Here is a 21,204-nt window from a genome sequence, read left to right on the forward strand (position 1 = left end):
GCCATTCTACCGCTGCGCCGCCGGCCCAGCCGTAGGCCCGTTCAGGCGGCGTCGGGCAGCTCCTGCCGGAATCGCGTGGCGGTGAGGCCGACACGCTTCTTGAACGACCGCGCGAATGCGAACCGGCTCTCGTAGCCGACGCTGGCCGCGACCTCGGAGATGGCCAGGTCGCTGTGCGCGATCAGGTGCTTGGCAAGATCCATCCGCGCCTGGATGAGCAGTTCGTGGGGGGTGCTCCCGAATACGTCGCGGAAGCTGCGCAGGAAGTGGGACTTCGAATAGCGAGCCGCCGCGGCGAGGGTGGTGAGGTCATTGGCATCGAACGGCGCGTTCAGGATGCGGTTGCGCGCGCTGAGCAGACGCTGCACGGTCAGGCGCCGGTGACCTTCGGTGCGGCCGCTGGCGCGCGCCACCCAGTCGAGGGTCGGCGCCTGGGCGTGCCGGGCGGCCAGCAGGACGTTGCCCAGCAGGATGTCCATCACGGGCGTGCCGGTCCCGGCTTGCCGCGCGACGGCGGTCACGGCGCGCAGCAGGTCGCGATCGACCGGCAGCACGGTGGAGAACAGCAGCGGCCCCCGGCCGCGCCGGACGCTGACGCTGCGCAGGATCGCGACCACTGCGGGCACCGGCAAGGCCAGCGCCATCCAGTCGGCGCCGTCGCGGCCGACGGCGCGCACCACGGCACCCGCGGGCAGGGCCAGGAACTGGCGCGGGCCGACCCTGAACGGGCCGTCGGCCCCGGCGACCTCCAGGCTGCCGCGCAGGACGCACCATAGGGACGGCATTCCGGCGGGAACTACCGCATAGCTGCCGCGCCCCGCGCCCCGGATGCAGTGCACGCCCGCCAGTTCCGACAGGTCGATGCCGCTGCCCTGTCCGATGCGCCGGAATTCCACGTCCACCACGACCTCGTCTCCTCTCGTCCAATACGGGAGGGAAGGGTGGGGAGGGGGCGTGCCCGAAGTCGCGAAACCGCGTGCACGTTTCCGCGCCGAGGCGAGGAGGTTTCGACGAGGTTTCCATGAAGAACCGCATGGCACCGCGGTTCTCGGCGTGTTTGCCGATGCGCGCCTCGCCGGCGAATCCCGATCGAGCGGTGACGCCTGTGGCCACAGAAGCGGGGCTGACAGTCGGCAGCCAGATGCGCCGACGTGTCCGGATGGCGATTTCGGGCACGCCGAAGCGATACCGCGAGCACCCGATGTGGAGTCGGCGTCCCTAATGTCCGCCGACCGGACTTTTAACGACGCGTTAACCGTCCGCATCCACCAACGATCTTGGAGTATTCATGAAGACAAGTTTGCTGCGGGACGCCATCCGCACGGCGCTGGTCACGGGCGCCGCCATGGCGGTATCGCTGCCCGCGCTCGCGCAGGACGCCGCCGAAGGCGCCGCCACCAACCTCGACCGCATCGAGGTCACCGGCTCGCGCATCCGCCAGGTGGACATGGAAACCGCCCAGCCGGTCCTGACCATCAGCCGGCAGGACATCGAAGGGCAGGGCTTCAGCACGGTCTCCGACATCCTGCAGAACATGACGGCCGCCGGCTCGCCGGCCATCAGCCGTTCCGACGCGCTGGCCTCGGGCGAGGCGGTGGGCGGCCAGTACATCGACCTGCGCAACCTCGGCCCCAACCGCACCCTGGTGCTGGTCAACGGCAAGCGCCTGGGCATCACCACCGACGGCCTGCAGGACGTGGCCTCGATCCCCTCGGTCATGGTCGAGCGCATCGAGATCCTGAAGGACGGCGCCTCGTCGATCTATGGTTCTGACGCGATGGCCGGCGTGGTCAACATCATCACCCGCAAGAACTTCGAAGGCCTCGAGACCAACGCGTACTACGGCCAGTACGGCGAGGGCGACGGCGCCAAGGAAAACTACGACTTCATCATGGGCTTCGCGGGCGATCGCGGTTCGATCACCATCGCCGGCGAGTACCACAACGAAGACGGCGTCTGGGCGCGCGACCGCTGGTTCAGCCGCGACAGCTACCCGGGCTTCCCCGAGTACAGCCGGTCGCCGGTCGGCCAGTGGGGCAACTACAACGCCAATACCGGGCTGATCGAACGCGATGCCAGCGGCGCGCCCGTGCTGGACGAGGACGGCAACCCCACGCCGCTCGATCCGGCCTGGTATGCCCCGGACCGCGGCGGCAACGCCCTGGGCGGCGCCTTCCATCCGCAGAACGACGACGACACCAGCAACAGCGCCGACCAGATGCACGTGCTGACGCCGGTCGAACGCCGCTCGCTGTATGTGAACGGCCAATACGACATCAGCGAGAACGTCCGCTTCTCGACCGACCTCGGCTACAACAACCGCGTCTCCACGGCCCAGCTCGCCGGCTATCCGGCGCAGACGGCGACGACCGACGTGCTGCTGTCGGCCGACAGCTACTTCAATCCGCTGAAGGACGGGCGCGACCTGGAATGGCGTCGCCGCGCCTGGGAAAACCCGCGCGTCACCCGCTCGGAACTGACCACCTGGCGCTTCACCGCGGCCCTGGAAGGCATGTTCCAGGTCGGCGAGCGCTATTTCGACTGGGACGCGGGCTACCTGTACAACAAGAACGAGCTGAGCAAGATCGGCACGGGCGACCTGTACAAGCCCAACCTGCGCAACGCGCTGGGCGCCTCGTTCCTGGACACGACCACCGGCCAGATCGTCTGCGGCACGCCGGGCAACGTGATCGCCGGCTGCACGCCGTGGAATCCCTTTGCCGGCTTCGGCACCGGCGCGGTCGCCAACTCGCTGGATGACGAAGCCGTGCGCGCCTACCTGTTCAGGCAGGAGCACGCGCTGGGCGAGACCGAGACCACCAGCTACTTCGCCAACCTGGCCGGTTCGATCATGACCCTGCCCGCCGGCGACCTCGGCTTCGCGGTCGGCTACGAATACCGCGAGGAGAAGGGCGGCTACACCCCGGACGCGATCGCGCAGTCGGGCGAGTCGACCAACCTCGCCGCAGGCCCGACCTATGGCGAATACTCGGTCGACGAGTTCTACGCCGAGCTCAACATCCCGGTGCTGGCCGACATGCCGTTCGCGCGGGAACTGAGCTTCAACGTCGCCAGCCGCTATTCGGACTTCGACACCTTCGGCGACACCACCAACAGCAAGGCCGGCCTCAAGTGGCGTCCGACCGACGACCTGCTGGTGCGCGCGACCTGGGCCGAGGGCTTCCGTGCCCCGACCATTTCCGACCTGTACGGCGGTGGTTCGCAGACTTTCACCCAGGGCTTCCGCGACCCCTGCGACAGCGTGTACGGCACCGCCGCCGGCACCGCGCGCTGCCTGCAGGACGTCTCGGCCAGCTACCGCCAGCTGCAGCAGGGCTTCATCCCGACCGACGGTCCGGGCGCGCAGACCCCGCTGCCGTTCACCAGCGGCTCCAACCCGCTGCTCGAGCCGGAGACCTCCAAGTCCAAGACCGTGGGCCTGGTGTACAGCCCGTCCTACGTCGACGGCCTGAGCATGGCGCTGGACTGGTGGAACATCACCATCGACAACACGCTGGTGTCCGACAGCCCGAACCAGATGCTGAGCGACTGCTATGTCGCGCTCGTCGAGTCGCGCTGTGCCGGCTTCAGCCGTGATCCGGTGACCGGCATCGTCAACGATCTCACCTACGGCCTGCGCAATGCCGGCTACCAGGAGACCGAGGGCTTCGACTTCGACGTGTCCTACCGCTTCGGTACCGACTACGGCAACTTCGCGGCGACGTTGCAGAACACCTACGTCTCCAAGAACAACCTGAAGACGACCAACGAGGAGACCACGCCCGAGTCGGTGTACGTCAGTTTCGGCGGAAACTTCCGCCTGCGTTCGAACCTGAACCTGAACTGGGAGAACGGTCCGTACGCGGTGAACTGGGGCATGCGCTACTACTCGGCGGCCAAGGAAGAGTGCTACTTCGACTCGATCTGCAACATCCCGGACTACGCGGCGCCTGATACCCAGGGCCAGAACGTCCCGATGAACCGCACCGGGTCGAACACCTTCCACGACGTCCAGTTCTCGGTGAAGACCCCGTGGAACGCGACCGTGGCGGTGGGTGCGAACAACGTGTTCAACCACTACGCGGCGCCGTCGTACGACCAGGCCAACTCGAGCTTCGCCTACTACGGCGGCTACGACATCGGTCGTTTCGTGTTCATGAAGTACCAGCAGCGCTTCTGATCCCGGCGCCTGCTGTTCCGGCCGCGGTCCCTTCGGGGGGGCCGCGGCTTTTTTCTGGTTCTTCTCCCAAGTGTGGGGATGTTGGGCGTCGTCGGAGCGTTCCGATCGGGGCTCCCGACGGACGCCGCGCCCTGCCGGCCGGGGATCGCTCTCCGCTCGGACGGGGCATCCTGCCCCGACTCGCGCGCAGAACATCCCTGTTTTGCTTGCCGCGATCCCCGGCCGGCAGGGCGCGGCTCACCGCTGCTGTTCGTTCGGTGCTCCGGCAGCTGGAAGTGTCCTGCTGATCGAAGCCGCGACAGAGACAGGCCCAGGGCCGTCCCGCTCCGGGGGTGCGGACAGCAGCACATGGATGTGCTGCGGCGGCGAGTGCGGCCATGGATGGCCGCCCAGGCCGGGGAGCAGCCCCCGGAGCGGGGCGGCCTCGGTCCGCAAGCCCCGATCCAACCCATCCCGGTCGACAGGTTCCCCTCAGATAGGAGAAGAACCTTTCTTGATCTGTCCCTCTTGGGTCGGGGTACTTCTGAATGGGGTCCGATCCAGGCTGGCGGATCGAGGCCGTCCTGGTCCGGTGATCGCTCGTTATCCACGACCCCGTGCGACAGGGCGCAGCGTCCGTCAGCAGGAAATGGCAGTCCGCGCTGCCCATGGCTGGCGCTCTGGCGCGCCTGACCGGTCGGCGCGGGCCGGTCGGGGTCTGAAGCCCTTCGCTGGACGGGGGCCAGTCCAAAAAACGGGCCATTCTCAAAATTTGAGACTAATCAGCAGCTTGTGGATAAGGCTTGAACAAGTCTGTGAACTATCGCGCAAGTCATTGACCGGATTAATGAAATTTCCACATCAAAGCTGTTGACATCGCTTTGACCCGTCCATAAGGTGGCGCTTCGTGGGGAAACCGGGAATTTCGTGGTTTTCCGATGCTGAAGCCCGCCGCAGACGGGCACCTCCGGGCAGGAAGTGGTGTTCCAGGGCGAGACCGCCATCACGATCGACGACAAGGGCCGGCTGGCGATTCCGACCAGCTACCGGGACCTTGTGGCGTCCGAGTGCGGCAACCGCCTGGTGGTCACCTACAACCCGTTCGAGAAGGGCTCGCTCTACATCTACCCCTACGCCACCTGGGAAAAGGTGCGCGACGGGGTCAATGCCCTGCCGAGGGTCAAGGAAGCCAACCGCCGCCTGCAGCTGAAGCTGGTGGGCGCGGCGGCCATCGTCGAACCCGACGGCAGCGGCCGCATCTCCATCCCCGCCAGCCAGCGCGCGGCCATCGGCATCGAGAAGAAGGCCGTGCTGCTGGGCATGGGCGACAAGTTCGAGCTCTGGAGCGAGCAGGCCCACCGCGCGCAGATCGAGACGCCGCTAGGCGACGACGACTTCGGCGACGAACTGGTCGGACTGCAGTTGTGAGCGGGGGTGCTGCGGACGCCCGCGCCGCGCACCTTCCGGTGATGTTCGAGCAGGTCATGGAAGGGCTGCGCGTGGCCGAGGACGGGACGTACCTCGACGGCACGTTCGGGCGCGGTGGGCATGCGCGCGGCGTGCTGGAACGGTTGGCAGGCGGAGGCAGGCTGCTGCTGATGGACAAGGATCCCGAAGCGATTGCGGTGGCCGAACGCGAGTTCGGCGCCGACGCGCGCGTCGCGATCCGCCGCGGCAGCTTCGCCGACCTCGGTCGCTGGGACGCTGCCGGCGCCGGTCTGGACGGCGTGTTGCTCGACCTGGGCGTGTCCTCGCCGCAGCTCGACGTGGCCGGGCGCGGCTTCAGCTTCGGCAAGGATGGTCCGCTGGACATGCGCATGGATCCCGACAGCGGCGAGAGCGCGGCGCAGTGGCTGGCGCGCGCCGACGAGCGCGAGATCGCCGACGTGCTGTGGACCTACGGCGAGGAACGGATGAGCCGGCGCATCGCGCGCGCCATCATCGCCCGCCGCGCGGAACAGCCGCTCACGCGGACTACGCAGCTGGCCGAGCTGATCGCCTCGGTGATGCCGCGCGGGCGCCATGACATCCATCCGGCGACGCGCTCGTTCCAGGCCATCCGCATCCACGTCAACCGCGAACTCGAGGATCTCGAGCGTGGCCTGGCGGCCGCGCACGATGCGCTCCGCCCCGGCGGGCGGCTCGCGGTGATCAGTTTCCATTCGCTCGAGGACCGCATCGTCAAACGCTTCATCGCCGCGCGCGCCAAGGCGCCGCCCGGCAACCGCCGCCTGCCCGAGGCCAGCGGCTTCGTGCCCAGCCTGCTGGCGGTCGGCGCCGCCGGCAAGGCGCGCCCGGCCGAGCTGGCCGCCAATCCCCGCGCGCGCAGCGCGGTGCTGCGCGTGGCCGAGAAGCTGGCCCCCGCGGAGGCGCGCGCATGACCCGCCTGGCCGTGGCCCTGCTGGTGATCGGATGCGTGATCTCGTCGATCGGCGTGGTCTATGCGCGCCACCAGCATCGCGAGCTGTACGTGCAGCTGACCCGGCTGGAGCGCGAGCGCGACGAACTCAACATCGAGTTCGGCCGGCTGCAGCTCGAGCAGGCCACCTGGGCCGAAAGCAACCGCATCGACCAGGTGGCGCGCACGCGACTGGGCATGAAGTTCCCGGCCACCGGCGAGATCGTGGTGGTGCAGCCATGAGGTTCGTCCGCACGACCGGCGGTTCGGGCAAGAAGCCGCGCCCGCGCGCGCAGTTCAACCTGCGCGGCCGGCTCATGCTCGTGGGTGGGGCGATGGCGTTGTGCGCGGTCGCGCTGGTGGTGCGCGCGGTGGACCTGCAGCTGGTGGACAACGCCTTCTACCAGCAGAAGGCCGACGCGCGCTTCCTGCGCGAGGTGCCGATCCCGACCTCGCGCGGCATGATCACCGACCGCAACGGCGAGCCGCTGGCGGTGTCCTCGCCGGTGGAGTCGCTGTACGCCAATCCGCAGGAGCTGGCCAACAACCCGGCCGCGATCGCGCGCCTGGCCGAAGCCACCGACCTGCCACTGGACTACCTGACGCGCTATGTTTCGCAGCGCAAGGACAAGGAGTTCATGTACGTGCCGCGGCATCGCCGGATCAACCCGGCGATCGCGCAGAAGATCCTGGCGCTGAAGATCCCCGGCGTGTTCTCGCAGCGCGAGTTCCGCCGCTTCTACCCGCAGGGCGAAGCGGTCGCGCACGTGCTGGGTTTCACCAACATCGACGACCAGGGCCAGGAGGGCGTGGAGCTGGCGTTCGACGAGTGGCTGCGCGGCACGCCGGGCGCGCAGAAGGTGATCCGCGATCGCCATGGCCGTATCGTCGAGCACGTCGACCTGATCCGTCCCGCCGAACCGGGCAAGGACCTGGTGCTGAGCATCGACCGCCGCATCCAGTTCCTGGCGTATCGCGAACTCAAGCGCACCCTGCTCGAGACCGGCGCGGCCAGCGGTTCGGTGGTGATCCTGGACGTGGCCACCGGCGAAGTGCTGGCGATGGCCAACCTGCCGTCCTACAACAACAACCGGGTGAGCGGCGAGAACCGCGACGCCTACCGCAACCGCGCGGTCACCGACCTGCTCGAGCCGGGCTCGACCATGAAGCCGCTGACCGTGGCGGCCGGACTCGAGGCCGGCGTGATCACGCCGGCCACCCGGTTCGATACCAGCCCCGGCTGGATCGCAAACGGCCGCTATCGCACCAGCGACTTCCGCAACTACGGTGTGCTCGACACCACGGGCGTGATCACCAAGAGCTCCAACGTGGGCGTGTCGAAGATCGTCAAGCTGCTCCCCGACAGCAGTTTCGACGCCTTCCTGCGCCGCTTCGGGTTCGGCAGCAGCACCGGCAGCGGCTTCCCCGGCGAGGCGCCGGGCACCTTCCCGACGCCCGAACGCTGGAGCGGCACCACCAAGCAGACGCTGTCCTACGGCTACGGGCTGTCGGTGACGCCGTTGCAGATCGCGCGTGCCTACGCTGCGCTCGGCAACGGCGGGCGTCTGGTCACGCCGACCTTCGTCAAGGGCGGACACAGCGGCGAGACCCAGCAGGCGCTGGACCCTGCGGTAGCCGCGCAGGTGATGCAGATGATGCAGACCGTGACCGAGCCTGGCGGAACCGCCACGCGCGCGGCGATCCTGGGCTACCACGTGGCCGGCAAGACCGGCACGGCGCGCAAGTCCTCCGGTGGCGGCTACGCGCGGCGCTACATCGCCTACTTCGCCGGCCTGGTGCCGGTCGACCGTCCGCGCTTCTCGGTGACCGTGGTGGTGAACGATCCGGATACCTCCGGCGGCGGCTCGACCTACGGCGGCGGCTGGATCTCCGCGCCGCTGTTCGCGCGGGTGATGGAGGGCGCGCTGCGGCTGATGGACGTGCCGCCGGACGACATCGACACCTGGCTGGCCGCGCAGTCGGCGGAAGAGGCCAAGCGTGCGCGCGCGCTGGCCGCGGCCGCGCGGACAGCACCCGCCGCGCAGCGGGGTGCGGCGCCATGAGCCGCGTCCTGCCGTTGGCGCAACTGTTGCCCGACGTGGCTGGCGTTCCCGCCACGCTCGAGGTCTCGGGCCTGGTGCTCGACAGCCGCGACGTGCGGCCCGGCGACGCCTTCGTCGCGATCGGCGGATTCGGCACGCACGGGCTGCACTTCACCGCACAGGCCGCCGAGGCCGGTGCGGCCGCGATCCTGTTCGAGCCGCCGGCGCCAGCGGACGTCCCCGCGCCGCCGGCAGGCGCCATCGCCGTGCCGGGCCTGCGCACGCGCATGGGCGCGATGGCCGACACCTTCCACGGCCAGCCGTCCGCGCGCATGGCCACGATCGGCGTCACCGGCACCAGCGGCAAGACGTCCACCGTGCAACTGCTGGCGCAGGCGCTGGAGCTGTGCGGAACCCGCGCCGGCACCATCGGCACGCTGGGCGCCGGCCTCTATGGCCAGGCGCGCGCGACCGGTTTCACCACCCCGCTGGTGCTGCAGACCCACGCGCTGCTTGCGCAGCTGCACGACGAGGGCGCGCAAGCGGTGGCGATGGAGGTCAGCTCGCACGCGCTCGACCAGGGGCGCGTGGATGCGGTGCACTTCGCCGTGGGCGTGTTCACCAACCTCAGCCGCGACCATCTCGACTACCACGGCGACATGGAGACCTATGGCGCGGCCAAGGCCCGCCTGTTCCGGACGCCGGGCCTGCGGGCGGCCGTCGTGAACCTCGACGATGCCTACGGTCGTCGCCTGGCCCTGGACCTGCCCGACTCCCTGCAGGCCATCGGCACCAGCGCGCGCGGCGCGGACGACGCCGACGTGCGCGCCACCGCCATCGCACTGGATGCGGACGGCATCGCGTTCGACCTGCACCTGGGTGGGCGCAGCGCACGCGTGCAGTCGCCGCTGCTGGGCCGCTTCAACATCGACAACCTGCTGGCCGTGGCCGGCGTGCTGCACGCGCTGGGCCACGACACCGACGCCATTGCTGGCGTGCTGGGTCGGCTGCAGCCGATCCCGGGGCGCATGAATCGTCTGGGCGGCGGCGACAGGCCGCTGGTGGTGGTCGACTATTCGCACAAGCCCGATCCGCTGGAACAGGCGCTCGAGTCGTTGCGTGGCCACCTGCGCGGGCGCCTGGTCTGCGTGTTCGGCTGCGGCGGCGAGCGCGACACCGGCAAGCGCCCGCAGATGGCGGCGATCGCCGAACGCCTGGCGGACGAGGTCGTGGTCACCGACGACAATCCGCGCGGCGAGGACGGCGACGCCATCGTCGCCGGTATCCTCGCCGGCTTTGCCGAGCCCGCGCGCGTGATCGTGCAGCGCGACCGTCGCGCCGCGATCGCGGGCGCAATCGCCCGCGCGCGCGCCGGCGACATCGTCCTGGTCGCGGGCAAGGGTCACGAGTCCTACCAGGAAGTGGCCGGCGTCAAGCATCCGTTCGACGACAGCGTGGTCGCGCGCGAAGCCCTGGGAGGCGGCGCATGAACCCGATCCCGCTGGCACGCATCGCACAGTGGACCCAGGGCCGCCTCCAGGGCGATGACCTGACGGTCGACGCGGTCGCCACCGATACCCGCACGCTCGACATCCGCGACGGGGCCGCCACCCTGTTCGTCGCGCTCAAGGGCGCCACCTTCGACGGGCACGACCACGTCGCCACGGCCGCCGCGTCCGGTGCGCGTGCGGCGCTGGTCTCGCGCGCGGTGGGCGCGTCGCTGCCGCAGGTGGTGGTGGCCGACACCGAGCGCGCGCTGGCGGCGCTGGCCACGGCGCTGCAGCGCACCCGCGCGGGCAAGGTGGTCGGCATCACCGGCAGCAACGGCAAGACCAGCGTCAAGCAGCTGGTCCATGGCATCGCGTCGCGCGCGCTGCGCGCCTACGCCAACCCCGGCAACCGCAACAACGAGATCGGGCTGCCGCTGGCGGTGATCGACGCGCCCGACGACGCCGAGGTGGCGATCTACGAGATGGGCGCCGGCAAGCCCGGCGACATCGCCTACCTGACCGCGATCGCGCGACCGGACGTGGCGTTGGTCAACAATATCGCGCCCGCCCACCTGGAGCGGATGCGCAGCCTGCTCGGGATCGCCGACACCAAGGCCGCGATCTACGATGCGCTGACCCACGATGGCGTGGCGGTGATCAATGCCGACGACGCCTTCGCACCGTACTTCGCCGAGCGCGCGCACGGCCGGCGGCTGCTCCGCTTCGGCCTCGAGGCCAGCGCCGACGTGACCGCGCGCGCCGTATCCAGCGATGCGGACGGGTCGCGCTTCGTGCTCGTCGCGCCCACCGGCGAGGTCGACGTGGTCCTGCCGCTGCCCGGCCGGCACAACGTCTCCAACGCCCTGGCCGCCGCCTCGGTCGCGTTGGCGCTCGGCATCGGGCTCGAGGAGATCGGTGCGGCGCTCGGCGCCGCGCAGCCGGTGCGAGGGCGGCAGGTGCAGCACCACCTGGGCGGCGGCGCGACCCTGATCGACGACAGCTACAACGCCAACCCCGGCTCGCTCAACGCCGCGATCGACACGCTGGCCGCCGGCGGTGGCGAGGGCTGGCTGGTGCTTGGCGACATGCGCGAACTGGGCGACGACGCGCTCGATCTGCATGCCGAGGCCGGCCGACGCGCGCGCCGCGCCGGCATCGCGCGCGTGTACGCGCTGGGCGCGCTGAGTGCCGCCGCCGCCGGGGCCTTCGGCGAGGGCGGCCGCCATTTCGACAATCACGACGCGCTGGCCGCCGCACTGGCGGCGGACCTGCATCCGGGCGTCCGGGTGCTGGTCAAGGGCTCGCGCGGCAGTGCCATGGACCGCATCGTCGATGCGCTGCTGGCGCGTGCAACCGGGGAACACGATGCTGCTTGAACTCACCCGCTGGCTGCAGCAGGTCGAGGGGCTGTTCGGCCTGTTCGGCTACCTGACCTTCCGCGGCATCCTCGCCGCGCTCACCGCGCTGCTGCTGTCGCTGTGGTGGGGCCCGGCTGTGATCCGCCGCCTGGCCCAGTACAAGGGCGGCCAGCCGATCCGGCAGGACGGCCCGCAGACGCACTTCTCCAAGGCCGGCACGCCGACCATGGGCGGCGCGCTGATCCTGTTCACCATCACCGCCTCGGTGCTGCTGTGGGGCGACCTGCGCAACAAGTATGTGTGGGTGGTGCTGCTGGTGATGCTGTGCTTCGGCGCGATCGGCTGGTACGACGACTGGATCAAGATCGTCAAGCGCGATCCCAACGGCCTGAAGTCGCGCTGGAAGTACCTGCTGCAGTCGATCTTCGGCCTCGCCGCCGGCCTGTACCTGTACCTGTACGCCGACGTGCCGGCGGCGACCACCTTCTACGTGCCGCTGTTCAAGTCGGTGGCGCTGCCGCTGGCCGGGATCAGCTTCGTGGCGATCGCCTACTTCTGGATCGTCGGCTTCTCCAACGCGGTCAACCTCACCGACGGCCTGGACGGGCTGGCGATCATGCCCACCGTGCTGGTGGCCGGCGGCATCGCGGTGTTCGCCTATGCCTCGGGCCATGCCGAGTTCTCGCGCTATCTGCAGATCCCGCCGGTGCCGGGCGCGGGCGAGCTGATCATCATCTGCGCGGCCATCGCCGGGGCGGGCCTGGGCTTCTTGTGGTTCAACACCTATCCGGCGATGGTGTTCATGGGCGACATCGGCGCGCTGGCGCTGGGCGCGGTGCTGGGCACCATGGCCGTGATCGTGCGCCAGGAACTGGTGCTGGTGATCATGGGCGGCATCTTCGTCATCGAGACGCTGTCGGTGATGATCCAGGTGGCCAGCTTCAAGCTCACCGGAAAACGCGTGTTCCGGATGGCGCCGATCCACCACCACTTCGAGCTCAAGGGCTGGCCCGAGCCGCGCGTGATCGTGCGCTTCTGGATCATCTCGGTGATCCTGGTCCTGGTCGGCCTCGCCACGCTGAAGGTGCGCTGATGGCCGTGACCGCCGACTCCCGCGCCTTCGACAACGCCCGCCAGGCCACCAGGCTGGACGCCATCGACGGCCGCTACGACGGCTGGCTGATGGCCATCGCCGCGGCCATCGCCGCGTTCGGGGTGGTCATGGTCGCCTCCAGTTCGATCGCCGTGGCCGTGAACCATGGCGAAGGCCCGTTCTACTACCTGGTCCGCCACATCGTCTTCCTCGTCGTGGGCATCGGCCTGTGCGGGCTGGTGATGCGCACCGACCTGAAGCTGGCGGACAAGTACTCGCGCGCCCTGCTCGGGCTGTCCGCGCTGCTGCTGGCGATGGTGTTCATGCCGGGCCTGGGCCATACGGTCAATGGCGCGCGCCGCTGGATCAACCTGGGCGTATCGAACTTCCAGGTGGTCGAAGCGGTGAAGATCCTCTACCTGATCTGGCTGGCCAGCTATCTGGTGCGCTTCCGCGACGAGGTCAACGCCGGCTGGGGCGCGATGCTCAAGCCCATCGGCGTGGCGATCGCGCTGGTGGCGCTGCTGCTGCTGCAGCCGGACTTCGGGTCGGCCACGATGCTGCTGGCGGTCACCGCCGGCATGCTCGTGCTCGGCGGTGGTCACCTCAAGCGCATGATGCTGCCGGTCGCGGCCCTGCTGCCCGCGCTGGTCGCGATCGCGGTGATCGAGCCCTACCGCCTGCGCCGCATCACCTCGTTCTGGAATCCCTGGGAAGACCAGCTAGGCGCCGGCTACCAGCTCAGCAACGCGCTGATGGCGATCGGGCGCGGCGAGCTGGCCGGGGTGGGGCTGGGCGGCTCGATCCAGAAACTGTCCTACCTGCCCGAGGCGCATACCGACTTCATCTTCAGCGTGATCGGCGAGGAGCTGGGCTTCATGGGCCTGCTGCTGGTGATCGGGCTGTTCGCCGCCCTGGTCGGGCGCGCGCTGTGGATCGGCTACCGCTGCGTGGAGATGCGTCGCCACTTCGCCGGCTACATCGCCTTCGGCGTGGCGTTGATGATCGGCCTGCAGGCCCTGGTGTCGATGGGGGTGAACCTCGGCCTGCTGCCGACCAAGGGCCTGACCCTGCCGCTGATCTCTTCCGGCGGCTCCAGCGTGATGATGACCTGTGTGGCGATCGGGCTGCTGCTGCGCGTCTCCTTCGAACTCGATCGCGCCCAGCGACAGGTCGCGCGGCTGCGCGGCGCGGGCGCGCCCCCGGGCGGGGAACCCGCGTCGCCACCGCCGCCCACCACCCAGCCGCCGCCGTCCGCGGTGGCCGCCGCACGCGGCACCAGTCGCCTGCGTCCACGCATCGAGCCGACCCTCGGCGGCCTCGGGAGCAACGCATGATCCGCCGCCTGCTCGCCGCCAGCGAGCTCACCAAGGAAAGCATCGCCCGTGCGTTCTCGCGCGTGCACTTCGTCGGCATCGGCGGGGCCGGCATGAGCGGCATCGCGGAAGTGCTGTGCACGCTCGGCTACCAGGTTTCGGGTTCGGACACGGCCGACAACGCAACCACGCAGCGACTCACGCACATGGGCGCGACCGTGCATCGCGGGCATTCGGCCGCCAACGTGCTGGGCACCGACTGCGTGGTGGTGTCGAGCGCGATCCGTCCCGACAATCCGGAGCTGATGGAGGCGCGTTCGCAGCGTATTCCGATCGTGCCGCGCGCCGAGATGCTGGCCGAGCTGATGCGCTTCCGACGCGGCATCGCCGTCGCCGGTACCCATGGCAAGACCACCACCACCTCGCTCACGGCCAGCGTGCTGGGCGAGGGCGGCCTCGATCCGACGTTCGTGATCGGCGGCCAGCTGCTCGCGGCGGGCGCGAATGCGCGCCTGGGCGGCGGCCAGTGGCTGGTGGCCGAGGCCGATGAAAGCGACGGGAGCTTCCTGCGCCTGAATCCGCTGATCGCGGTGGTCACCAACATCGACGCCGACCATCTGGAGAACTACGGCGGCGATTTCGCACGCGTGCAGGCGGCGTTCTCCGAGTTCCTCCACAGGCTGCCGTTCTACGGGCTGGCGGTGCTGTGCGTGGACGATCCGGAGGTCGCCAGGTTGGCCCAGGACATGCCGCGCCACGCGATGACCTACGGATTCTCCCAAGGCGCGGACGTGCGCGCGGAGGAAGTCGAGCAGCACGGCACCGCGATGCGCTTCACCCTGTGCCTGCCGGACGGTTCGCGCACCCCGGTGACCCTGGCGCTGCCCGGCCGCCACAACGTGCTCAACGCGCTGGCGGCCTCGTCGATCGGCTGGCAGCTGGGCGTGGAGCCTGCCGCGATCGCCGCGGCGCTGGAGAAGTTCCAGGGCATCGGCCGCCGCTTCAACCTGCTGGCTGAACTGCGCACCGCGCAGGGCGCGCGGGTGCAGCTGGTGGACGACTACGGCCACCACCCCAGGGAACTGGCCGCCGTGTTCGAGGCAGCGCGGGGCGGCTGGCCGGACCGCCGCCTCGTGGTCGCGTTCCAGCCCCATCGCTACACCCGCACCCGCGACCAGTTCGACGATTTCGCCTCGGTGCTGTCGGACGTGGATGCGCTGGTGCTGACCGAAGTGTATCCGGCCGGCGAAGCGGCGATCGCCGGGGCCGACGCCAAGGCGCTGGCGCGCGCAATCCGCGCACGCGGCCGCATCGATCCGGTCGTGGTCAACGGTGCGCAGGAGCTCGCCAGCGTGCTGCCCGACGTCCTGCAGGACGGCGACCTGCTGCTGATGATGGGCGCCGGCGACATCGGCCACGCAGCGCAGCTGCTGGCGCGCGAAGGTTTCCCGGAGGTGTCGCGATGAGTCCGGCCGTGCCCGCGCTGCGCATCACCGATCCGGCCGCGTTCGGTCGCGTGGCCGTGTTGATGGGCGGCACCAGCGCCGAGCGCGAGGTGTCGCTGGATTCGGGCAACGGCGTGCTCGCGGCGCTGCGCTCGCGCGGCGTGGACGCCGCGGCCGTGGACGGCATTCCGGCCCTGGTCGAGGCCATCCGCGCCGGCAGCGTGGATCGCGTGTTCAATATCCTGCACGGCAACCGCGGCGGCGGCGAGGATGGCGTGGTCCAGGGCCTGCTGCAGGCCCTGGGCGTGCCTTGCACCGGTCCGGGCGTGCTCGGCAGCGCGCTGACCATGGACAAGATCCGCACCAAGCAGGTGTGGATCGCCGAAGGCCTGCCGACCCCGCGCTTCGCCCGCGTGCCGGCTGGCGGCGACCTGGCGGCCGCGATCGCGAAGGTGGGCCTGCCCGCGTTCGTGAAGCCCTCGTGCGAGGGCTCGAGCGTGGGCGCCGCGCGCGTGGTGGCCGAATCCGACATCGCCCGCGCGATCGAGGTCGCACGTGCGTACGGCGGCGAGATGCTGGTCGAGGAGATGGTGGTGGGCGACGAACTGACCGTCGCCATCCTCGGCGACATGGCGCTGCCCTCGATCCGGATCGTGCCGGCGGGCGAGTGGTACGACTACAACGCCAAGTACCTCGCCGACGACACCCAGTACCTGTGCCCGGGCCTGGACGAGGCGGGCGAGCGCGCCATCGGCGAACTCTCGCGCGCCGCGTTCGATGCCGCCGGCTGCAGCGGCTGGGGCCGCGTCGACCTGATGCGAGAGCGCGCGAGCGGACGCCTGCTGCTGCTGGAGATCAATACCGCCCCGGGCATGACCAGTCATTCGCTGGTGCCCAAGGCCGCCGCGCAGCTCGGCATCGACTACGCCGAACTGTGCTGGCGCGTGCTGGAGCAGACGCTGTGAGGCCGGAATTCGGGATTCGGGAGTCGGGATTCGGAAGCGCGAACGTGCCTGCGCGCGCGGGCGCTCGTGTCCACGCTTTCCCGAATCCCGAATCCCGGCTTCCAACAGACGCACGTCTGGTCATCCCCAATCCCGTCGCCTCCGCAGGAGGCGAACCATGAACGCCGCACTGCGCCGCGGCCTGCAGGTCGGCACCTGGGCGATCGCCATCGCCCTGGTGGCGCTCCCCGTGGTCGCAGTGCTCAACGGCTGGATCGGCGCGGAGCGCTGGCCGCTGCGCACGCTGCGGGTGAACGACGGCCTGGAGCGCGTGGACGCCGCACGCCTGCGCGAGACGCTGCTGCCGTATGCGACCTCCGGCTTCTTCGCGGTCAAGCTCGACCATGCGCGCGCGGCCATCGCGCAGCTGCCGTGGGTGGAGCATGCCGAAGTGCGGAAGCGCTGGCCCGACGTGCTGGAGGTCCGGATCGTCGAGCACCGTCCGTTTGCGCGATGGGGCGAGGACAGGCTGCTGTCGGAACAGGGCAGGTTGTTCCCGGTCGCCGGCATCGACGTGCCGGAAGGACTGCCGCAACTCTCGGCCGCCGACGCGCGGGTGCCCGACGTGGTCGCGCTCTACAACGAATCGCGCGAGATGTTCGCGCCCGGCGGCCATGCCGTCGCGCGCCTCGCCCTGGACAGCCGCGACAGTTGGTCCCTGACCCTCGACAACGGCGTCGAAGTGGTGGTCGGCAGCCAGGAGGCGCGGCTTCGCCTGAAGCGCTTCGCCCGGGTGCTGCCGCAGCTGCTCGCCCGCAGTCCGCAGGCGCTCGAGCGCGCGGACCTGCGCTACACCAACGGTTTCGCCCTGACCTGGGGCGAAGCCGTCGAACCCTCCGTATCCCCCACGAATTCCGGCTCCTCGACATGAACCGCAAAGGCGACAAGGCCCTGATCGTCGGCCTCGACATCGGCACCTCCAAGGTGGTGGCCCTGGTCGGCGAATATTCGCCGGGCAACCCGATCGAGGTGATCGGCATCGGCTCCCACGAGTCGCGCGGGCTCAAGCGCGGCGTGGTGGTCGACATCGAATCGACCGTGCAGTCGATCCAGCGCGCGGTGGAGGAAGCCGAGCTGATGGCCGGCTGCGAGATCCGCAGCGTCTATGCCTCGATCAGCGGCAACCACGTGCAGTGCCGCAATTCCAACGGCATCGTGCCGATCCGCGACGGCGAGGTGACCTGGGCGGATCTCGACCGCGTCCTCGACGCCGCCAAGGCCGTGGCGATCCCCGCCGACCAGAAGATCCTGCACGCGATCCCGCGCGAGTACGTGCTCGACGATTCGCAGGAAGGCATCCGCAACCCGGTCGGCATGACCGGCGTGCGCCTGGAGGTGCATGCGCACCTGGTGGTGTGCGCGCAGTCGGCCGCGGCCAACATCAGCAAGTGCGTGCAGCGCTGCGGCCTGTCGATCGACGACCTGGTGCTGTCCTCGCTGGCCTCGAGCACCGCGGTGCTCACCGGCGACGAGCGCGAACTCGGGGTGGTGCTGGTCGACATGGGCGCGGGCACGACGGACCTCGCCGTGTTCGTGCAGGGCGCGATCTGCCACACCGCCTCGCTGCCGATCGCCGGCGACAAGGTCACCGAGGACATCGCGCACATGCTGCGCACGCCCACGCCCGAGGCCGAGCAGATCAAGGTGCGTTACGCCTGCGCGCTGGCGCAGCTGGCCACCAGCGAGGAATCGATCCAGGTGCCGAGCGTGGGCGACCGCCCGCCGCGGCGCCTGCCGCGCCAGTCGCTGGCGCAGGCGGTGCAGGCCCGCTACGAGGAGATCTTCGAGATGGTGCAGGCCGAGCTGCGTCGCTCGGGATTCGAGCAGCACGTGCGCGCCGGCATGGTGCTCACCGGCGGCGCCGCGAAGATGGAAGGCGTGGTCGAGCTGGCCGAGGAAATGCTGCAGATGCCGGTACGTGTGGGCATCCCGCAGCACGTCACCGGACTCGGCGAAGTGGTGAACAACCCGGTGCACGCCACCGGCGTGGGCCTGCTGCTGATGGGCAGCCAGATCGAGAACCCGAGGCGTCCTTCGCTGCCGACCGGCAAGGCCGGCAGCCTGCTGAAGAAGGTCAGCACCTGGTTCCGGGGGGAGTTCTGATGCCGGGGATCGGGAAGGGGGAATGGGGAATGGGGAATCGGAAGGGCGACAAGCAGGATTGAAGGCGAAGCAGACAGAAAAAGGCGGATGCAGGCAGTTGCAGCACAGCGGCGATGGCACACACATAAACGCCGGTAGCAGGCGAGTTGAAGGCGGATGGAACCAGCTGTTCCGATTCCCCATTCCCGACTCCCGATTCCCGGCTCTAACTAGAGAGGACAAGGACATGGCACATTTCGAACTGGTCGAGAAGATGGCTCCCAACGCCGTCATCAAGGTGATCGGCGTGGGCGGCGGCGGCGGCAACGCGGTCGCGCACATGGTCAACAGCAGCGTGGACGGCGTGGAGTTCATCACCGCCAACACCGACTCGCAGGCGATCCGCAACTGCGGCGCCAAGCTGCAGCTGCAGCTCGGCGGCAACGTCACCAAGGGCCTGGGCGCCGGCGCCAACCCGGAAGTCGGTCGCCAGGCCGCGCTCGAGGACCGCGAGATCATCATGGACGCGCTGCAGGGCGCGGACATGGTCTTCATCACCGCCGGCATGGGCGGCGGCACCGGCACCGGCGCCGCGCCGGTCGTCGCGCAGCTGGCCAAGGAGATGGGCATCCTCACCGTGGCGGTGGTCACCAAGCCGTTCCCGTTCGAGGGTCGCCGCCGCATGCAGGTCGCGCTCAAGGGCATCGAGGACCTGTCCTCGCACTGCGACTCGCTGATCACCATCCCCAACGAGAAGCTGATCACCGTGCTCGGCCGCAACGCCACCATGGTGCAGGCCTTCCGCGCCGCCAACGACGTGCTGCTGGGCGCCGTGCAGGGCATCGCCGACCTGATCGTGCGCCCGGGCCTGATCAACGTCGACTTCGCCGACGTGCGCACCGTGATGTCCGAGATGGGCCTGGCGATGATGGGCACCGGCCACGCCCGCGGCGACGACCGCGCCCAGGCTGCGGCCGAGTCGGCGATCCAGAACCCGCTGCTGGACGATGTGAACCTGGCCGGCGCCAACGGCATCCTGGTCAACATCACCGCCGGCCCGGACTTCACCATGAGCGAGTTCGACGAAGTCGGCCGCACCGTGGAGAACTTCGCCAGCGAGGACGCGACCATCGTCATCGGCACCGTGCTCGACCCGGACATGCAGGACGACGTGCGCGTGACCGTGGTGGCCACCGGCCTGAACCGCGGCGTGGCGCGCAGCAACGGCCGCGGCAGCGACCATGGCGCGTTCGAGACCGCCCGTCGCCCGCACGTGCAGCTGATCAACACCGGCAAGCGCGACGGCACCACCGGCATGTTCATCGACGACGGCAACGAGGGCTTCGCGTCCGGCAGCAGCATCGCCTCGGGCCTGCGCGGCCGCAGCGTGGCCGCCGATGCCGCGCCGTCCACCCCGCCGGTGGCGGACTTCGGCAACGACAGCTACCTAGACATCCCGGCCTTCCTGCGCCGTCAGGCGGACTGAGCCAGCGATGGGCGGGTTGCCCCGCCCGCGTGGAGACCGGGCGCCGCAAGGCCCCGGTCGGCACCCGCAGCAGGGCCGGCTCCGGCTCTGGCAGGCACATCGGTGCCGCATTCCGCGTGGGGGGCGGGGCGGCGGCTGGATGTCGGCTGCGTGCGCGGCTGCGTCCGGGCCGACGTGTGCGGACAGGCCGGGTCCATTCGTTCGGGTCCGGCACGGTCCGTGCCGGCCTTCACTCCCGTTCAGTTCAGCGGGTGGAGTGATAATCTGCGCCGTTGCCCCGCGTCCGGGGCCGCCACCATCATGGACGTCCACAGGCTCCGAAGATGCCGCAGCAACGCACCATCAAGAACGTGATCCGCGCCACCGGCGTGGGCCTCCACAGCGGCGACAAGGTGTTCCTGACCCTGCGCCCGGCGGCTCCCGACACCGGGATCGTGTTCCGTCGCGTCGACCTGGACCCGGTGGTCGAGATTCCCGCGTCCGGCGAACTGGTCAGCGAGACCACGCTGTGCACCGGCCTGTCGTGCGACGGCGCAAAGGTGCAGACCGTGGAACACCTGATGTCCGCGCTGGCCGGCCTCGGCATCGACAACCTGTATGTCGAACTGTCGGCGGCCGAAGTGCCGATCATGGACGGCTCGTCGGGTCCGTTCGTGTTCCTGCTGCAGTCGGCGGGCATCGTCGAGCAGGACGCGCCCAAGCGCTTCATCCGCATCAAGCGCCCGATCGAGGTGCGCGAGGGCGACAAGATCGCGCGTTTCGAACCGTATGACGGGTTCCGCCTCGGCTTCACCGTGCAGTTCGACCATCCGGCGATCCCGCAGTCGCAGTCCCGCGCCCAGGTGGAGTTCTCCACCGGCAACTACATTCGCGAGGTCAGCCGCGCCCGCACCTTCGGCTTCATGCGCGATCTGGAGTACATGCGCGAGCGCAACCTCGGCCTCGGCGGCTCGATGGACAATGCCATCGTGCTCGACGAGTTCCGTGTGCTCAACGACGACGGGCTGCGCTACGCCAACGAGTTCGTGCGGCACAAGATCCTCGATGCGGTGGGCGACCTCTACCTGGCCGGGCGCCCGATCCTCGGTGCGTTCGAGGGCTACAAGTCGGGGCATGCGCTCAACAACAAGCTGGTGCGCGCGCTGCTGGCCGAGCGCGACGCCTGGGAAGAGGTCACTTTCCCGCGCACGGCCCCGGCTCCGGTCGTTTACGGCGAACCGGTCGCCGCCTGAGCCTGCACTTCGCCCCCCGCGGCGCGAACAAGTCTCGACGCGGGCGCCTGGCTTGAACGGGGCCGCGGGACGGATCCGGCCCCCGCCCTGTGAGCCCCA

General features: G+C 69.7%; 16 protein-coding genes. 15 read left to right on the forward strand and 1 reads right to left on the reverse strand.

The window, feature by feature from the left end; all coding sequences use genetic code 11:
* Positions 1-41: 41 nt before the first annotated feature.
* Positions 42-905, reverse strand: a complete 864-nt coding sequence (locus ACQYVW_RS16595) for a helix-turn-helix transcriptional regulator (protein ID WP_434947751.1) — start codon at positions 903-905, stop codon at positions 42-44.
* 383 nt (positions 906-1,288) lie between these two features.
* Between ACQYVW_RS16595 and ACQYVW_RS16600 the strand changes: the two genes are divergently transcribed.
* The 15 genes from ACQYVW_RS16600 (at position 1,289) to lpxC (ending at position 21,105) form a co-directional block, all read left to right on the forward strand.
* Positions 1,289-4,180: a TonB-dependent receptor domain-containing protein gene (locus tag ACQYVW_RS16600; RefSeq protein WP_434947752.1), complete on the forward strand. Its 2,892-nt coding sequence runs from the start codon at positions 1,289-1,291 to the stop codon at positions 4,178-4,180.
* A gap of 960 nt (positions 4,181-5,140) precedes the next feature.
* Complete coding sequence (mraZ, locus tag ACQYVW_RS16605) at positions 5,141-5,587, forward strand: division/cell wall cluster transcriptional repressor MraZ (RefSeq protein WP_434935565.1); 447 nt, start codon at positions 5,141-5,143, stop codon at positions 5,585-5,587.
* Positions 5,584-6,540, forward strand: a complete 957-nt coding sequence (gene rsmH, locus ACQYVW_RS16610; protein WP_434947753.1) for a 16S rRNA (cytosine(1402)-N(4))-methyltransferase RsmH — start codon at positions 5,584-5,586, stop codon at positions 6,538-6,540. The genes mraZ and rsmH overlap by 4 nt, the downstream gene beginning before the upstream one ends.
* Positions 6,537-6,800: a cell division protein FtsL gene (gene ftsL, locus ACQYVW_RS16615; RefSeq protein ID WP_434935563.1), complete on the forward strand. Its 264-nt coding sequence runs from the start codon at positions 6,537-6,539 to the stop codon at positions 6,798-6,800. Before rsmH ends, ftsL begins: the two co-directional genes overlap by 4 nt.
* Complete coding sequence (locus ACQYVW_RS16620) at positions 6,797-8,620, forward strand: peptidoglycan D,D-transpeptidase FtsI family protein (RefSeq protein WP_434947754.1); 1,824 nt, start codon at positions 6,797-6,799, stop codon at positions 8,618-8,620. Before ftsL ends, ACQYVW_RS16620 begins: the two co-directional genes overlap by 4 nt.
* Complete coding sequence (locus ACQYVW_RS16625) at positions 8,617-10,089, forward strand: UDP-N-acetylmuramoyl-L-alanyl-D-glutamate--2,6-diaminopimelate ligase (protein ID WP_434947755.1); 1,473 nt, start codon at positions 8,617-8,619, stop codon at positions 10,087-10,089. The genes ACQYVW_RS16620 and ACQYVW_RS16625 overlap by 4 nt, the downstream gene beginning before the upstream one ends.
* Positions 10,086-11,465 (forward strand): UDP-N-acetylmuramoyl-tripeptide--D-alanyl-D-alanine ligase, encoded by a 1,380-nt coding sequence (locus tag ACQYVW_RS16630; protein ID WP_434947756.1) that lies wholly within the window; start codon positions 10,086-10,088, stop codon positions 11,463-11,465. Before ACQYVW_RS16625 ends, ACQYVW_RS16630 begins: the two co-directional genes overlap by 4 nt.
* Complete coding sequence (mraY, locus tag ACQYVW_RS16635; protein ID WP_434932927.1) at positions 11,455-12,540, forward strand: phospho-N-acetylmuramoyl-pentapeptide-transferase; 1,086 nt, start codon at positions 11,455-11,457, stop codon at positions 12,538-12,540. Before ACQYVW_RS16630 ends, mraY begins: the two co-directional genes overlap by 11 nt.
* Positions 12,540-13,877 carry a putative lipid II flippase FtsW gene (gene ftsW / locus ACQYVW_RS16640; protein WP_434947757.1) on the forward strand — a complete coding sequence of 446 codons (1,338 nt, stop codon included), beginning with the start codon at positions 12,540-12,542 and terminating at the stop codon, positions 13,875-13,877. Before mraY ends, ftsW begins: the two co-directional genes overlap by 1 nt.
* Complete coding sequence (murC, locus tag ACQYVW_RS16645; RefSeq protein WP_434947758.1) at positions 13,874-15,322, forward strand: UDP-N-acetylmuramate--L-alanine ligase; 1,449 nt, start codon at positions 13,874-13,876, stop codon at positions 15,320-15,322. The genes ftsW and murC overlap by 4 nt, the downstream gene beginning before the upstream one ends.
* Positions 15,319-16,266 (forward strand): D-alanine--D-alanine ligase, encoded by a 948-nt coding sequence (locus tag ACQYVW_RS16650; RefSeq protein ID WP_434947759.1) that lies wholly within the window; start codon positions 15,319-15,321, stop codon positions 16,264-16,266. Before murC ends, ACQYVW_RS16650 begins: the two co-directional genes overlap by 4 nt.
* Before the next feature lie 157 nt (positions 16,267-16,423).
* A complete protein-coding gene (locus tag ACQYVW_RS16655; RefSeq protein WP_434947760.1) occupies positions 16,424-17,176 on the forward strand; it encodes a cell division protein FtsQ/DivIB in 753 nt (250 codons plus the stop codon).
* The gene (gene ftsA / locus ACQYVW_RS16660; protein WP_434947761.1) at positions 17,173-18,408 is read left to right on the forward strand and encodes a cell division protein FtsA; all 1,236 of its coding nucleotides are present in this window, start codon (positions 17,173-17,175) and stop codon (positions 18,406-18,408) included. The genes ACQYVW_RS16655 and ftsA overlap by 4 nt, the downstream gene beginning before the upstream one ends.
* Before the next feature lie 226 nt (positions 18,409-18,634).
* Entirely contained in the window at positions 18,635-19,873 is a 1,239-nt protein-coding gene (gene ftsZ, locus ACQYVW_RS16665; RefSeq protein WP_434947762.1) for a cell division protein FtsZ, read from the forward strand.
* A gap of 323 nt (positions 19,874-20,196) precedes the next feature.
* Positions 20,197-21,105 (forward strand): UDP-3-O-acyl-N-acetylglucosamine deacetylase, encoded by a 909-nt coding sequence (gene lpxC, locus ACQYVW_RS16670; RefSeq protein WP_434932935.1) that lies wholly within the window; start codon positions 20,197-20,199, stop codon positions 21,103-21,105.
* The last annotated feature ends 99 nt before the right edge of the window (positions 21,106-21,204 follow it).

The sequence above is a fragment of the Luteimonas campi genome (assembly GCF_051162505.1).
Lineage (GTDB): Bacteria > Pseudomonadota > Gammaproteobacteria > Xanthomonadales > Xanthomonadaceae > Luteimonas.